Annotated in this window: 11 protein-coding genes; 6 read left to right on the forward strand and 5 right to left on the reverse strand. The window is 59.8% G+C overall.

Annotation, left to right across the window (positions count from 1 at the left end; translation table 11 throughout):
- Positions 1–21: 21 nt before the first annotated feature.
- Both AO065_RS05075 and AO065_RS05080 read right to left on the reverse strand, forming a co-directional pair.
- Positions 22–2,712: a beta-glucosidase gene (locus AO065_RS05075; RefSeq protein ID WP_004885994.1), complete on the reverse strand. Its 2,691-nt coding sequence runs from the start codon at positions 2,710–2,712 to the stop codon at positions 22–24.
- A 57-nt stretch (positions 2,713–2,769) separates the two neighbouring features.
- Positions 2,770–3,021 (reverse strand): hypothetical protein, encoded by a 252-nt coding sequence (locus tag AO065_RS05080; RefSeq protein WP_004885991.1) that lies wholly within the window; start codon positions 3,019–3,021, stop codon positions 2,770–2,772.
- A 512-nt stretch (positions 3,022–3,533) separates the two neighbouring features.
- Between AO065_RS05080 and AO065_RS05085 the strand changes: the two genes are divergently transcribed.
- The 3 genes from AO065_RS05085 (at position 3,534) to AO065_RS05095 (ending at position 5,942) form a co-directional block, all read left to right on the forward strand.
- Positions 3,534–3,749, forward strand: coding sequence for a hypothetical protein (locus tag AO065_RS05085; protein WP_004885988.1), 216 nt, complete (start codon positions 3,534–3,536; stop codon positions 3,747–3,749).
- Between the two features lie 130 nt (positions 3,750–3,879).
- Positions 3,880–4,563, forward strand: coding sequence for a response regulator (locus AO065_RS05090; protein ID WP_004885987.1), 684 nt, complete (start codon positions 3,880–3,882; stop codon positions 4,561–4,563).
- Positions 4,560–5,942: an ATP-binding protein gene (locus AO065_RS05095; RefSeq protein WP_004885985.1), complete on the forward strand. Its 1,383-nt coding sequence runs from the start codon at positions 4,560–4,562 to the stop codon at positions 5,940–5,942. Before AO065_RS05090 ends, AO065_RS05095 begins: the two co-directional genes overlap by 4 nt.
- Here the strand turns inward: AO065_RS05095 and AO065_RS05100 are convergent.
- Positions 5,932–7,239, reverse strand: coding sequence for an ATP-binding protein (locus AO065_RS05100; protein ID WP_004885984.1), 1,308 nt, complete (start codon positions 7,237–7,239; stop codon positions 5,932–5,934). The two genes, AO065_RS05095 and AO065_RS05100, sit on opposite strands and share 11 nt — an antisense overlap.
- A gap of 90 nt (positions 7,240–7,329) precedes the next feature.
- Positions 7,330–8,031: a response regulator gene (locus AO065_RS05105; RefSeq protein ID WP_004885982.1), complete on the reverse strand. Its 702-nt coding sequence runs from the start codon at positions 8,029–8,031 to the stop codon at positions 7,330–7,332.
- Between the two features lie 152 nt (positions 8,032–8,183).
- Between AO065_RS05105 and AO065_RS05110 the strand changes: the two genes are divergently transcribed.
- From AO065_RS05110 to AO065_RS05120, 3 genes are read left to right on the forward strand one after another with little or no spacing between them, the layout of a single operon-like run.
- Positions 8,184–9,347 (forward strand): efflux RND transporter periplasmic adaptor subunit, encoded by a 1,164-nt coding sequence (locus tag AO065_RS05110; protein ID WP_032651984.1) that lies wholly within the window; start codon positions 8,184–8,186, stop codon positions 9,345–9,347.
- On the forward strand, positions 9,347–12,454 hold the full coding sequence (locus AO065_RS05115; RefSeq protein ID WP_004885975.1) for an efflux RND transporter permease subunit: 3,108 nt from the start codon (positions 9,347–9,349) through the stop codon (positions 12,452–12,454). The genes AO065_RS05110 and AO065_RS05115 overlap by 1 nt, the downstream gene beginning before the upstream one ends.
- 43 nt (positions 12,455–12,497) lie before the next feature.
- Positions 12,498–13,985: an MFS transporter gene (locus AO065_RS05120; RefSeq protein ID WP_032651981.1), complete on the forward strand. Its 1,488-nt coding sequence runs from the start codon at positions 12,498–12,500 to the stop codon at positions 13,983–13,985.
- Here the strand turns inward: AO065_RS05120 and AO065_RS05125 are convergent.
- A complete protein-coding gene (locus AO065_RS05125) occupies positions 13,982–15,025 on the reverse strand; it encodes a helix-turn-helix domain-containing protein (RefSeq protein ID WP_004885964.1) in 1,044 nt (347 codons plus the stop codon). The genes AO065_RS05120 and AO065_RS05125 overlap by 4 nt on opposite strands.
- Between the last annotated feature and the right edge of the window lie 112 nt (positions 15,026–15,137).

Below are 15,137 nucleotides of genomic sequence, written 5' to 3' on the forward strand. Positions count from 1 at the left end.
AAGACCACCGATTGCTGCCTGTCAGTAAGCCTGTTCCGGCTTGACCTGTACGGCCTTGCGCAGCGGAACGGGGAGAGGGTTGGAATCACGCGTGGTCAGTTGCTCCGGGTAGAGCGCGACGACGGTGCGATTCAGAGCCAGGTTTTCCGAGTCCTTGCCGACCAGCACCTTGAACTTGCCAGGGTCCACATTCCAGCTCACCGAATCCGGCGAGTAGTAAGCGAACGAACGCGAGTCCAGCGCAATGGTGACGGTCTTGCTTTCGCCCGGCTTCAGGTAAACCTTGGAGAAACCTTTGAGTTCCTTCTCCGGACGATCAACCTGTGGCTTCGATGGTTGCACGTACAACTGAGCGACTTCGAACCCGGCTTTGTCACCGGTGTTGGTGATCGTGAACGTCGCGTTGATGGTCGAACCGGGTGCCAGTACGTTGCTCGACAGTTTCAGGTCGCTGTATTCATACGTCGTGTATGACAGACCGAAACCAAACGGATACAGCGGTTTGGTGTGCTTCTTGTCGTAGCCGCGATAGCCCAGATACAGACCCTCGCTGTAGGTCATTTCAGTGGGCGGATTGGCACTGCTGAAATAGTACGGCACAGGATCCTTGTACGACGCGTAGCTCGGGTTGTCCTCGGCCTTCTTGTCCAGGGTGATCGGCAGTTTGCCAGACGGGTTGACCTTGCCGAACAGGATTTCAGCCAGTGCCTGACCGCCTTGCTGGCCGGGGAACCAGGCATGCAACGAGGCCGCAACCTTGTTGGCCCAAGGCTGCATATCCATGCCGCCACCGCCATGCATCACCACAATGGTCTTCGGATTGGCTTTCTGCACGAAGCTGATCAGCTCGGACTGGAACTGCGGCAGCTCGAACGGATGGTCGAGGGACTCGCCTTCGTATTCGAAGTTGCTGCCTGCGGCGACGACCACGGCGTCGTAGTCGGCCAGGTTTTTCGGCGGACGCAGCGACGCCCAGCTCATCTGAACGCCATTCATGCCGCCCAGGACTGGCGTGAAGTTGCCTTTGAGTCGGCGATATTCCAGACGCACGTTGTACTCGCTGCCGGCTTTCAGGCTGGCGGTCTTGACGGTGCGAGGCACGACCGGGATCAGGTCGAACGAGACCTGTCCGCCTTCGTCTTCAGCCACCAGTTCGTCATTGATCCACAGCTTGTACGCGCCGTCGGCACGGACCTTGAACACATGCGGGCCGGTGATCGTCGGTTTGATCTTGCCGGTGAAACGGGCGGAGAACGCGCCTGCTGCCGGGTTGAAACCGCTGACGGTGCTGGTGCCGTTATCGGTCACGTTGCTGCTGGTGATCCAGTCCAGATTGACGCCCGGCTCGATGCGCGTGGCGACCGGATCGCCGGACAGGTTCGTGTTGCCGTAGTACTCGGCCTTGACGCCTGTGTTGCTGATGGCCTGTTTGTCACTGCCCGGCTGATACCAGACCGAGGACTTCGGGTTCAGGCTCATCTGACTGATGTAGTCGACATTGGCCGTATTCGATGCCAGTTGCTTCAAGCCACTGAGCTCGGTGACGTAGCTGCTCGGAACGGAGTAGGCGGTCCCGAATGGCGACGTGGGTGGTTGAACGGCCAGATCGCCGATGACGGCAATTTTCGCATTCTTGGCCAGCGGCAGCAGCGGCTTCTGTCCATCCACCGGTTCGTTGCGCAGCAGCACGATGGATTCCCGGGCCACGTTCAGCGCAGCGAGCTGACCGTATTCGCGATGCACCAATGGCTGTGCCTTGTTGATGCCCTTGTCGAAGCCGTAGCTCACCAGCGCCCTGAGGTTGCGGCGGACCTTGTCGTCGATCACGCTCTGGTGCAACTGGCCATTCCAGACGTAAGGCAGCAGTTTGGCCTCGGTAAACTGCAGGCCGCTCGGCATGTCGATGTCAGTGCCTGCCCAAGCGCCTTTGAACGCGTCCTGAACCGAGTTGAAGTCGCTCATGACATTGCCCTGAAAGCCCCACTGGCCTTTCAGAATGTCGGTGATCAGGTGGTGGTTCTCGCAGGCGTACTCGCCGTTGATCTTGTTGTAGCCGCACATGACCGAGGCGATGTTGGCGTTCTTGACCAGCGACTCGAAGCCCGGCAGATACAGCTCCTGCATGGCGCGTTCGTCGATCTTCACATCCAGATAATGCCGGTTGGCTTCCTGTTCGTTCATCAGGTAATGCTTGGCGGCGGCCTGCACGCCCTGCACCTGAATACCATTGGTGACCGCAGGTGCCAGCACCGCGCCAAGGAAGGGATCCTCGCCACTCATGTACTCGGCGGAGCGTCCGTTGAACGGCGTGCGATACAGGTTGATGGCCGGAGACAGCATCTGCTGGCCGCCTGCGATACGGGTTTCGTAGCCGATCGCCAGACCGAATTCCTTGGCCCGGTTGATGCTCCAGGTCGCAGCCAGTGCCGACGGCGACGGGTACTGCGCGCCGAACGTCTTGCCGCCGACCAGAACGCCCATCGACGAGTCATAGGCCACAGTGCCTTGCAGGCCGAACTTGTCCAGCTTGGGGATCATTCGTCCGTCGTCGACGCGAGAGAAATTGATCTTCTCCGATTGCGTCATGTTGTCCAGCATTGCGCCGACGCGCGCTTCTACTTCGTTGCCGGTCATGGGGGTGGCGGCAAACAGCGCACTTGCCTGGGCAACGCTCAGCGCAAGAACGCTCAGGCTCAGGCCTTGTTTGATCATGGACACGGTACTACTCCTCGGATAATGGCTTGAGTGATGGTTGAGTCAACGCAACGCTCACGGCTTTTTTTCATCCACGACGGGGGCATCTGCGGTGTCGACAGGGGCATCCAGCAGGGCCTGCTCGCCAGTCGGTTGTTTTTGGGGCAGGGCGTCAGCACCGGTGAGGTGCTGACGCTTGGCATCGACCTGCGCACGTAGCGCATCGGATGTTGCGGGCGACGTGTTCTGATGGTCCGCAGCCGAAGCCGGGAAGTTGATCAGGCACGTCAGTACGGCGGCAGCGACAGGCAGCAAGCGTCTGGCCATCGGGAAGTCTCCAGATAGAGTGTGTTGGCGATAAGTGTGTGTCGGACGGGGGTGGGGGCCGACGGCGAGCATTAAGGCCGCAGTGTGGGGATAAAGTTCTCGGGTCGCAAAGAATTCAGGTTGATAAACGATTAAAACGCCAAGAATATTAAATAACGTATTTCTGTTTTATAAGATTTTTTGATTTATTTTTTAAGGTTATGGATTTTTTTTAAGGTTTTATTTTATTTTTCATATTTTTATTAGCAGATAAAATTTTTTTACAAAACAGAGTGATCATTCTGTTTTAAGGGTTTTTCCAGATGTCAGTCGATAAAAAAAAGCGCCCGTTGACCGGAAAAATGCGAGGGTGGGCTGATCGAATGTTTTGTTTTTCAACGATGCAGCCTCTGTTAACGATGCCTTAATCGGCATCGCTCAATGTGCAGTCACTTGAAGCAGACGCCTGTGGCGCTGCAAGCCTGCCACCCACTGAGATAAGACAGATGACCCTTTCAAGAACTGCAACATTGATGCTGGTTTTGGTACTTGGCCTGTGCAGCGTGCAAGCCTTTGCACAGGACGGTGCCGAGATGCTGCAAAAACGCCAGGAAGCCTTTGCGCTCGAACGTCAGCAAGCGCGTGAAAGCCTCGCCAAATCCAGAGAGAAAGCCGAGCAGCAGCGGGCAACCGAAACCGCCTCCGGCCAGAACATGCAAAATCGTGATATTGAAAAACCTTCCAGCTGATTCAGAGGTTTTTATCGCGCAGGTTTACACTGGCGCTCATCCGGCTGTCCACGAGGCGTGCAGACCACCAGAGCGCGCCGCGGGACAGATTCTGTAGCGGCTTAACCCTTACTCCCCACAAGAGTCCGCCATGCATGTATTGCTATGTGAAGACGACGAACTCATCGCAAGCGGCATCGTTGCCGGCCTGAACGCTCAGGGTCTGGTCGTCGATCACGTGGCCTCGGCCTCGGCCGCTCATGCGCTGCTGGATGTCGCGCAATTCGATGTGATGATTCTCGATCTGGGCTTGCCCGATGAAGACGGCATCAGCCTGCTGAGACGCCTGCGTTCTGGCGGTCAGATACTCCCGGTGCTGATACTCACTGCCCGAGATGACATCAATGACCGGGTCAAGGGGCTCGAGGCCGGTGCCGACGATTACCTGCTCAAGCCGTTCGATCTGCGCGAGTTGTTCGCGCGTCTGCACACGCTGGTGCGGCGTACTGCCGGTCGGGCGGTCAATATCATTGAGCACGGCGCTGTCAGGCACGATCCCAGTTCCCGGCAAACCTGGCTGGCGGGAGAGACCGTCGACCTGTCGCGTCGAGAACAGGCATTGCTGCTGGCGTTGCTGAATAACCGGGGCCGTGTGCTGTCGGTGGAACAGTTGAAGGATTGCGTCTATGGATTTGGCGACGAAGTGGAAAGCAACGCCCTGAACGTGCACATTTTTCACCTGCGTCGCAAATTGGGCAGCGCAATCGTCGAGACAGTGCGGGGCTCGGGGTATCGAATCGGTAACGTCACCCACGCGCAAGGTGTCGAGTCATGAGCTTACGGCTTCGCCTGAGCCTGATTCTGGGCGTCGCTTTTGTTGCGGTGTGGGCGCTTGCGGCGGCCTGGATGTTTCAGGACCTGCGCACCCGGATGATGGATTCTCTGGATCAGCGGCTCGTGGCGTCGGCACGAATGGTCGCAGGCCTGGTGGATCGCTTGCCCGAGCCTTTGTCGACCCAGGAAAGTGGCACTCGTTTCAGTGCCGATCAGTTGGGGATGCCAGACGGCATTGCCTGTGAGGTCAGTTCCTTGCGCGGCGAGGTGCTGGTCAGTACTCACAATGCGACCAACAATGCCATTGCCAGTCCCGAGGGCGGGTTTCACGACCAGACCATTGACGGGGAACGGTGGCGAAGTTTCACCCTGTTGCAGGGCGATATTCGTATCACCACAGCAGACCTTGAGCGTGAGCGTGAGGCGCTCAATCGGTCCGTCATGCTGTCGGCGTCCATTCCTGTAATGGTGGCGTTGCTCGCCTGCATCGTCATGCTCTGGTTCGGGGTCGGTAAAGGACTGGCGCCGCTCAATCGCATGCGTGATGAATTGAAAAAGCGCAATGTCGATTCCCTCGAACCGTTGCAGCTCGACATGCTCCCCCGTGAGTTGAAGCCGCTGCTGGAAACCCAGAACCACCTGCTGGCTCGCATCGGCAAGGCCGTCGAGCGTGAGCGTCGTCTGACCGGTGATGCGGCGCATGAGTTACGTAGCCCGCTGACGGTCATCAAGACCCATTTACAGGTCGCTCAGATGACCTCGGGCGACGCCCGGGAGCTGGCGCTGGCTCGTGCCGAACAGGGCGCTGACCGACTGCACAATACGCTTGAACAATTGCTTCTGCTGGCAAGGGTGGAAGGCAGTCTGCCGTTTGACGACGGCAGTCGATGCAGTGTCGAGCAGGTGCTTTCTCTGGCGATTCAGGACGCAGGCGGTGACGTCGGACGGATTGTGCTGGCGTCACGGGTCAGGACATCTTCCTTGCTCCTGGACATGCAGGCCGTGCTGGCAGTGGCTGCTTTGCGTAACCTGCTGGACAACGCCCTGCGCCACAGTCCCGAGCAAACGCAGGTCATCGTCAGCGTCACCAGCGACGACGACTTTGCGTTTGTCAGCGTCCGAAATGTCAGCACAACGCTGTCGGAAGACAGCCTGCAATCCATGACCAAACGTTTCTGGCGCAGCAGCACCAGCAACGGTTGCGGGCTGGGACTGGCCATTGTTCAGGCCATCGTCGAGCGTTGCGGCTGCAGCATAAAGCTCGACTGCGTTGATCAGCAGTTCGATGTCACGCTGGGTCTACCCTTGTTGCTTCAGGTCGTACAGGTATTGCCTGGGGCCTCGCCCAAGGCGCTCGACACCGAGGTCGTCAGGCGCTGACGCACGGCAGGACGATCAGGAATCGCGCTCCGCCCAAAGGCGACGAATCAACCTGAATCCTGCCACCCTGACATTCAATTGCACGTCGGCTGATCGCCAGCCCAAGACCGAACCCGCCGGTGTCTCGATCACGGCTCCGATCCATCCGGTAAAACGGCTCGAAAATGAGCGCGCGTTCACTTTCAGGGATGCCGATGCCATCGTCTTCGACCGTCATGTACAAACCCTCTCCCGTCTGCAATCGCAGACTGACCCTCACTTGGCCTGAGCAGTAGCGAATGGCGTTGGCGATCAGGTTCTGCAAGGCTCTGGCGGTCAGACGCGGGTCGAGCACGAAGCGCTCCGGTGCGGTGTCAGTCTGCAGGCTCAGGTCGAATGGCCGGGCGTCCTGAGTATCGAGAAATCCACCCAGTACGCTGTCCAGGAACGCCTGCAACGGGATTTCCTGTCGATCGGCTTGCTGGTAAGGCGATTGCAGGCGTGTGTAGGACAGCAGCTCATCGATCAGGGCATCCAGCTCCCTGATATGCCCGACCATCTGCTCCAGCCTGAGTCGTGTGGAGGCTTCAAGCGGGTCGGTCAGCACCAGCGCCATGCCGAACTCAAGCCTGGACAATGGCGTGCGCAGTTCATGGGACACGGCGCTCAACAGTTCCTGCTGCTGATTGAGCAACTGCCCGATGTCCTGCGCCATTTTGTCGAACACTTGCGCCAGCTCGCCGATGTTAGAGCGCGGCGAAATATGGGTTCGCTGCGCCAGATTGCCATTTCCCAGCATCATCGCCGTGTGTTTGAGCCGCTGAAGGTCGCGCCAGTGCGGCCAGAACCAGATCGACAGGCAGCCCAGCAAGGCGGCGCCGATCAGCACGTTCATCAGCCAGTACATGATGTTGATGTCCACCGGTGGGTCCGGGAACACCAACTGGATAACCTGACCCGCCGAGAGCGGAGTCATCACCGTGCTCGCCATGCCGTAGTCACCGTTGCGCAACGCGTTTCTGCCTTGCTCCAGTTCGGTCCGCTCGCAGTCGCTGACGCTTGGGTCGGTGATGGTCAGCACCCGCAACTGCAATGGCGCAAAATCTTCCTGCAGCTCGTGCTCGACCTGCGGCCATGAAGCTTGAGGCACCTGAGTAAAGCGCGTCTTGATCAGCTTCAGCGTGCCCCTGACCTGTTCGTGGTTATACGTAAGGTTGCGCTCTTCGAAGACCTTGAGCACCAGTTCGGGCACCGCGTACAGCGCAACGGTGTAAGTCACCAGCAGGATCAGGTAAAGGCGGGCAAGCATCTTGAGCATGGCGATGGATCAACCGTTGAAAGACGAAAAAAGTGCAGTCAGGAGAAAATCCTGTTTATTCGGCGGGTCAGGTTTCGCCTGGCAGTGGGCCTATTCATCCCACTCCGATCGGCTCAGCAAATAGCCCTTACCCCACACGGTCTTTATCTTGCGGGGGTCGCCCGGGTCATCCTCGAACTTGCGCCGCAACTTGGAAATGGCGACATCGACCGAGCGGTCCACGCCGTTGAATTCGATGCCACGCAGTTGCTGGATCAGTTGATCACGACTCAGCACTTCTCCCACGTGGCTGGCCAGTACCAGCAGCAGATTGTATTCGCCGGACGACAGCTCGACGTCCTGTGATCGCCATTGCACCTGGCGCTCTGCGAGGTCGATCACTAACTGGCCCAGCACGATTTGTCTGGCATCACGGCGAGGCGTGGCAGCCGCGCTGCGGCGCAGTAACGTGCGAATCCGCGCCAGCAGAACCCGGGGCTCGCAAGGCTTGGCCACGTAGTCATCCGCACCGGTTTCCAGGCCCAGAATCTGGTCGTCGCTCTTGCCGCGGGCGGTGAGCATTATGATCGGCAGCGCGGGTTGTTCATCGCGTAATTGTCGGCAGACATGCAGCCCGTCCAGTCCCGGCAGCATCAGGTCGAGGATGACCAGATCGGGCCGCAGTCGATGCATGCCGTCGAGCGCCCGGTCGCCACGGTTGACCACGTTCACCTGATAGTCAAACCGCTGCAGGTAGCTGGCAATCAGCTCTGCAAGGGCTGCGTCATCCTCGACAAGCATGATCGTGGTCATTGTTCGGGCCGTTTCACAAAGAGGGTCAGCATAACCAGAGCAACAACCCCCGGCGTAAATCCTTAACACTTATTCACATCTTCCCAACACTTGTTTACATGCGTTGGCGAGCGTGTCTCTAGCATGGCGTAACGTCCAGAGGAACGCCAACCATGCTGTCAGTCTTGTGTCTTCATCCATACCGTTTGCTCCTCTGTGCAGGGCTTGTAACGCTTGCCGCCTGCAGCGAGCCGCCTGCCCCCCAGGACGCGACACCTGCTCGGGTGAGTGTCGAAACCGTCGCCCCCCGACCGCTGACCCTCACCACTGAACTCAACGGTCGTCTGGTCTCGCCGCGCACGGCCGAAGTGCGTGCGCGTGTGGCCGGGATCGTGCTGCAACGGGTCTACCGCGAAGGCACGGACGTGCGCCAGGGCGATGTGCTGTTTCGTATCGACCCGGCACCTTTCCAGGCCGATCTGGACAGTGCCGAAGCGGCGTTGCGCAAGGCTGACGCCAACCTCTATCAAACCAGGCTGCAGTCAGAGCGATACGCCGAACTGGTGGACATCAACGCCGTCAGCCGTCAGGAGGCGGAAAACGCCAAGGCAGCTTTTCTGCAGGCTCGGGCTGACGTTGCGTCCGCGCGTGCTGCACTCAAGCGTGCCCGTTTGAATCTTGGGTATGCGACAGTTACGGCGCCGATTTCCGGGCGCATCGGCAGGGCGCTGGTCACCGAGGGCGCGCTGGTCGGGCAGGGCGATGCCACGGCGCTCGCGATCATTCAGCAATTACAGCCCATTTATGCCGACATCAATCAGACCACTCGCCAGATCGGCGAACTGCGGCGTTCGCTGCAGCAGGGTCAGTTGCAGGCCCTCGAGCAAGGTCAGGTCAGTGCCACACTGGTTCAGGAAGATGGCGGCCCATACCCGGAAAAAGGTCGGTTGCTGTTTTCCGACCTGACCGTGGATCAGAGCACCGGCCAGGTCATTCTGCGCAGCGAGTTTCCCAACCCGCGCAATGAGCTGCTGCCGGGCAGCTTCATTCGCGTGCAACTGGATCAGGCCCGCACAGACCAGGGCGTCACTGTCGCCCAGCGTGCCGTACAGCGTGATGCGGCGGGCAAGGCGTCGGTGCTGATCGTGGATGCCGAAGGCAAGGTTCAGGAGCGTACCGTCGAACTGGGCGGGGTGCAGCGCAATCGCTGGATTGTCAGGTCCGGTCTTCAGGCGGGTGATCGCGTCGTGGTGGCCGGACTGCAACACGTGCAGCCCGGCATGAAGGTGAACGCTGAGGAACAGACCGCGCAGTTCGCTGAATCGGAGCACAAGTAATGGCGCTGTTCTTTATCGGTCGGCCGGTCTTTGCCTGGGTCATTGCCCTGTTCATCGTGCTGGCGGGTCTGTTGGCAATCCCGAAGTTGCCCGTGGCCCAATACCCCAGCGTCGCGCCACCGCAGATCGAGCTGACCGCCACCTATCCGGGCGCTTCTGCCCAGACCATCGATGAAAGTGTGGTCAGTCTGATCGAGCAGGAACTGAACGGTGTCAATCACCTGCTGTATTTCAGCTCCAGCAGCAGTCAGGGCACGGCGACCATGACGATCACCTTTCAGACCGGCACCAACCCGGAGCTGGCCAAGGTCGATGTACAGAACCGCCTGAAAATCGTCGAGCCGCGCCTGCCTCGCGCCGTGAGCCAGCAGGGTTTGCAGATCGAAGAAACCTCGGCGGGCTTTCTGATGATCGGCACACTCACTTCGACTGACGGGCGCCTGGACGAAATTGCGCTGAGCGACTATCTGACGCGCAACGTCGTCAACGAGCTCAAGCGTCTTGAAGGCGTTGGCAAGGCGCAGTTATTCGGTTCCGAACGCGCCATGCGGATCTGGATCGATCCGCAGAAACTCGTGGCCTACTCGCTAACCCCGGCGGACGTAAGCCAGGCGATTGCCGAGCAGAACGTGCAGGTTTCGGCGGGCAGTATTGGCGATCTGCCGTCTCCGACGGATCAGGAGCTGACCGCGACCGTTATGGTCAGGGGCCAGCTCAGTACGCCAGAGGAATTTTCCGCCATCGTGCTCAAGGCCAATCCGAACGGTTCCAGCGTGACGGTGGGCGATGTGGCAAGGGTCGAGGAGGGCGGTCAGAGCTACAATTTCGCAACCCGTCTGGACGGTAAGGCTTCCGTGGCCGTCGGCGTGCAATTGGCGCCTGCGGGAAACGCAATGAGCACTGCGACGCTGGTACGTGAAAAGCTCGACGAGCTGTCGCGCTATTTTCCGGCCGGTGTGAAGTACGACATTCCGTACGACACATCGCCCTTCGTCAAAGTCTCGATCACCAAGGTTATCCACACCTTGATGGAGGCGATGGCGCTGGTGTTCGTCGTGATGTTCCTGTTCCTGCAGAACATTCGCTACACCCTGATTCCGGCATTGGTCGTGCCGGTCGCCTTGATGGGGACGTTTGCAGTGATGTACGTGCTGGGCTTTTCCATCAACGTGCTGACGCTGTTCGGCATGGTTCTGGCCATCGGCATTCTGGTAGACGATGCGATTGTGGTGGTGGAAAACGTCGAACGGCTGATGGTGCAGGAGGGGCTGTCACCCAAGGATGCTACGCGCAAGGCCATGGGGGAAATCAGTAGCGCGATCATCGGTATCACGCTTGTGCTGACGGCGGTGTTCATTCCGATGGCGTTCATGCCTGGCTCGGTTGGCGTGATCTACCAGCAGTTCTCGATTTCCATGGCCGTGGCCATCGTGTTCTCGGCGTTTCTTGCCCTGAGCCTTACACCCGCGCTGTGCGCAACGCTGCTCAAGCCGATTCCTGCCGGTTCGCACCCTGAAAAACGCGGATTTTTCGGCTGGTTCAACCGCTCGTTCGAGCGCTTCAGCGGACGTTACGAGGGCTGGGTCAGCAAAGCGGTGCGTCGCACTGGCCGGTGCATGTTCATGTTCCTGCTGCTGGTGGCCTTCATGGGGCTGCTGTTCAGTCGGCTGCCGTCCTCGTTCCTGCCGGTCGAGGATCAGGGGTACACCATCACTGACATCCAGTTGCCGCCGGGCGCGAGTCAAAGCCGTACCATCGACGTCGCCAGACAGATCGAAGCCCATAATGGCCAGGAGTCCGGCATCACCAACACGGTGATGATCCTCGGCTTCAGCTTTTCAGGCAGCGGGCAAAATGCGGCGCTGGCCTTCACCACGTTGAAAGACTGGTCGCAGAGAAGCGCAGAGGATTCGGCGCAGGCAATCGCAGACCGTGCGACAGCTGTATTCAGTGGTCTCAAGGACGCCATGGTGTTCAGTCTGCTGCCGCCTCCGGTGGAAGGGCTCGGCACCTCGGGCGGTTTCGAAGTCCGGCTGCAGGACCGCGGTGGCCAAGGCTATGAGGCGCTCACTCAGGCGCGTGACGAGCTGCTGGGCAGGGTCGCAGCGAGCCCGGTTCTGCAGAACGTGCGCGAGGCCTCTCTGGCAGAAACCCCACAAGTGAATATTGAAGTGGATCGCCAGCAGGCCAACGCCATGGGCGTCTCGTTCTCGGACATCGCCAATGTGCTATCGACATCGCTGGGGTCCGCCTATGTAAACGATTTTCCGAACAAGGGGCGCATGCAGCAGGTCATCGTGCAGAGCGAGGGAGATCGTCGTCAGCAGGTTGATGACCTGTTGCGTCTGGAGGTAAAGAACCGTCAGGGCCGAATGGTGCCTGTCTCGGCGTTTGCCAAGGCGGTGTGGTCGCGCGGGCCTGCCCAGCTCAACCGTTACAACGGTTATCCCGCCGTGAGCCTCTCCGGGGAACCCGCTGCGGGGCACAGTACGGGCGAGGCCATGGATGAGCTTGAACGTCTGGCGTCGGCACTGCCCAAAGGCTTTGCACTGGAGTGGACCGGCCTTTCCCTGCAGGAGCGCGTTTCGGGCGGGCAGGCGTCATTGCTACTGGCGTTGTCCATGTTGGTGGTGTTTTTGTGCCTGGCAGCGCTCTATGAAAGCTGGGCGATTCCGGTTGCGGTGCTGCTGGTGGTGCCGCTGGGTATCCTGGGCGCAGTGTTGGCCGTCACCTTGCGGGGCATGCCCAACGATGTGTTCTTCAAGGTCGGCCTGATCACGATTATTGGTCTGTCGGCCAAGAACGCAATCCTGATCATCGAGTTTGCCAAGACCCTGCACGATCAAGGCATGGGGCGGGTCGAAGCGAGCATCCAGGCTGCACGCCTGCGTTTGCGGCCGATTGTAATGACCTCTCTGGCCTTCATTCTTGGTGTGGTGCCGTTGGTGTTCGCCACCGGTGCCAGTTCGGCGAGCCAGCAGGCAATTGGTACCGGCGTGATCGGTGGCATGTTGACCGCCACGCTGGCGGTGATTTTTGTGCCGGTGTTCTTCGTGCTGGTCATGGGGCTTGTGGAACGTTCGAAGCGCTTCGGGCGAACGCCGTAAACAGGCGAGCCCTTTGTTCAATGCTGTGAAGAGGTTATCTGTCGTGCCTGGAAAAGCTGCCAATCGTTGGTGGGTGCTGCTGTCGGTGATAATGGCGTTTCTGCCTATTGTGCTGGACATGACCATCCTGCATGTCGCTGTGCCGTCGTTGACCCTTGCGTTGCAGGCTACCGGGACGCAGGTGCTGTGGATCATCGACATCTATCCGTTGCTGATGGCCAGTCTGCTGATTCCCATGGGCACGCTCGCCGACAAGGTCGGGCATCGCCGGATAATGGTGTCGGGGCTGGCGATTTTCGGCATCGGATCGATACTGGCAGCGTTTTCGCCTACGGCCTGGGCGCTGATCGGGGCGCGTGCGTTCATGGCCTTCGGTGCCGCGATGGTCATGCCATGCACACTCGCCATTATTCGTCAGACCTTCGAGGACGAAACCGAGCGAGCGACCGCGCTGGGCGTCTGGGGCGCGGTGGCGTCTGCAGGCGCTGCGGTCGGCCCGCTGGCAGGTGGCGCGCTGCTGGAGCACTTCTGGTGGGGATCGGTGTTTCTCGTTAACGTCCCGGTAATGCTGATCGTTCTGCCTCTGGTAGTCGTCTACAGCCCGAAACAGTCCACGTTGAACGACGCACCCTGGCCCATCGGTCAGGCCGTGATTCTGATGGCCGGCATCATGGCCAGCGTGTACGCGCTCAAGTCCGGCTTTGTCGCCGGTAATCCTGTGGCCGTGACAGGGGCCTGCTCGCTGATCGGCATGCTGCTGCTGTTCTGGTTCTTCAGAAAACAACTGCGCTCACCCCAGCCGATGCTGGACCTTGGCCTGTTCAGGATTCCTGCAATCGGCGCGGGCGTGGGCATGGCGCTGGTGGTGATGGGTGCGCTGGCAGGCGTCGAATTGATGCTGGCGCAGGAACTGCAATTCGTACTGGGGCAGACGCCGTTGCAGGCCGGGATATTCATGCTTCCGTTGATGATCGCTTCGGCTGTCGGCGGACCTTTTTCGGGACGGATTCTGCGTGCTGTCGGATTACGAACACTCGCGACGACTTCCCTGCTGATTTCCGCAGCGAGCCTCGCCGGGCTGGCAGTTGCCAGTCTGGGGGAGGGCGGAGTCGAGGTGATCCTGTTGCTCGCCGCGCTGGGCCTGGCACTGAGTGTCGGCATGACCGCTTCTTCAGTGGCAATCATGAGCAACACGCCGGTCGACAAGGCCGGTTCCGCCGGTGCGCTTGAAGCCACCAGCTACGATCTTGGCTCGGGACTGGGCATCACCGTGTTCGGCATCGTGCTGGCATCAGGTTACCAGCGCTCCATCCAGTTGCCGGATGGCATCGCGCCCGAACTTGCCGATTCCGCAACGCGCTCCATCGGCGAAACCATGATGGTCGCGAACGCTCTTGGCGGCCATCAGGCGCAGCAATTGGTGGCGGCCGGGCAGGCAGCGTTCAGTGCGTCGCACAGCCTGGTGCTGCTGGTGGCGGCTGGTCTGATTGCAGTGATGAGCGCGGTGGTGTGGCGGGTGTTACGGACCTAGACCGATTCACCTGTGTCGGTCTCGTTGCGCGCCGCGCCCGGCGTTTTCCCTGTCCAGGCCTGAAAGGCCCTGGCAAACGAGTTGGGGTCTTCGAACCCCAGCAGGAACGAAATTTCCGCACTCGACATGGCCGTGTTGCGCAGGTAATGGTGGGCCAGCGACTCACGCAGGGTGTCGAGTATCTGTTGAAACGTAGTGCCTTCGCTTTGCAGTCTGCGTTGCAGGGTGCGGGTGCTCACGCCCAGTTTGCGACCGACAGCCTGCATCGAGACCTCCCCGGCCGGCAGGCTCTCCAGCAATGCGCTGCGTACCCGTTCCAGCATGCCGCAGGTTCTGTCCAGATCCGATAGGCGCTGGCGCAGGTCGGGCTCGAAGAACAGCCACATTCTGTGATTTTCGGTCAGAAACGGGCGATCCATGTCGGCGTTGTCCAGTACCAGCGTCGTGACGGCGCTGTGCGTGACCGGGATGCCAAAAAACGCTGCATAGAGGTCTGAATCTTTCTCGAAATCGTCCGGCAATGGCCAGCTTATCTGCAGTGGGTTGACCTGGGTGCGAGTGGCCAACCGTGCCAGTTGCACAAACAGCACCATCTTGAAGATCAGAAATACGGCCGGTGGCGGCTGCGAATCGGTAAGGAAGTCCAGCGTAATGGTGGTGTGTCTATCGCTGCGCACCATGCGGATTGCCATCGGCGCGATCAGCCGTACATAGGTGGCGAGGCGCTCCATGGCCCCTTTCATGTGGGCACTGCACAGCGCGGCAAACAATTCGGGATCGAACCAGTCCGCGGACATGACCCGTGCGATCTGCAGGGGCGTTGGAACCGTGGGTTGCAATGATTGGGCTTCTGCCTCGATGGCCTCCCACAGTCGAAAGAAATCGGCCGAATTCAGGCGCACGCTGCGACGTGCGAACAGGTCACCCGGCAACTGCGCGCGTCGCAGCACCGGAGGCGCGGTCACGCCAGCGTCTTGCATCAGAAGTCGCCATCCTGGCCATACCGAATATTCCAGCGCCGAGCTGCGTTTGCCGTTCATGGGCTTTTCACTCAAATGTCTGCACGTTGCAGGGCAGTCTAGGTAGCCGATCGTGCCATCACAATAGCCGATGACGCCAAGGCACCGCGCTGAAGATTGGCGCGTTGGGCAG

Source organism: Pseudomonas viridiflava (assembly GCF_001642795.1).
GTDB classification, from domain to species: domain Bacteria; phylum Pseudomonadota; class Gammaproteobacteria; order Pseudomonadales; family Pseudomonadaceae; genus Aquipseudomonas; species Aquipseudomonas viridiflava.

Coding starts and splice junctions, on each gene's coding strand:
- AO065_RS05110 (WP_032651984.1), top strand. CDS start 8,184: ATGCTGTCAGTCTTGTGTCTTCATCCATACCGTTTGCTCCTCTGTGCA.
- AO065_RS05105 (WP_004885982.1), bottom strand. CDS start 8,031: ATGACCACGATCATGCTTGTCGAGGATGACGCAGCCCTTGCAGAGCTG.
- AO065_RS05085 (WP_004885988.1), top strand. CDS start 3,534: ATGCTGGTTTTGGTACTTGGCCTGTGCAGCGTGCAAGCCTTTGCACAG.
- AO065_RS05115 (WP_004885975.1), top strand. CDS start 9,347: ATGGCGCTGTTCTTTATCGGTCGGCCGGTCTTTGCCTGGGTCATTGCC.
- AO065_RS05080 (WP_004885991.1), bottom strand. CDS start 3,021: ATGGCCAGACGCTTGCTGCCTGTCGCTGCCGCCGTACTGACGTGCCTG.
- AO065_RS05090 (WP_004885987.1), top strand. CDS start 3,880: ATGCATGTATTGCTATGTGAAGACGACGAACTCATCGCAAGCGGCATC.
- AO065_RS05125 (WP_004885964.1), bottom strand. CDS start 15,025: ATGAACGGCAAACGCAGCTCGGCGCTGGAATATTCGGTATGGCCAGGA.
- AO065_RS05100 (WP_004885984.1), bottom strand. CDS start 7,239: ATGCTCAAGATGCTTGCCCGCCTTTACCTGATCCTGCTGGTGACTTAC.
- AO065_RS05095 (WP_004885985.1), top strand. CDS start 4,560: ATGAGCTTACGGCTTCGCCTGAGCCTGATTCTGGGCGTCGCTTTTGTT.
- AO065_RS05075 (WP_004885994.1), bottom strand. CDS start 2,712: ATGATCAAACAAGGCCTGAGCCTGAGCGTTCTTGCGCTGAGCGTTGCC.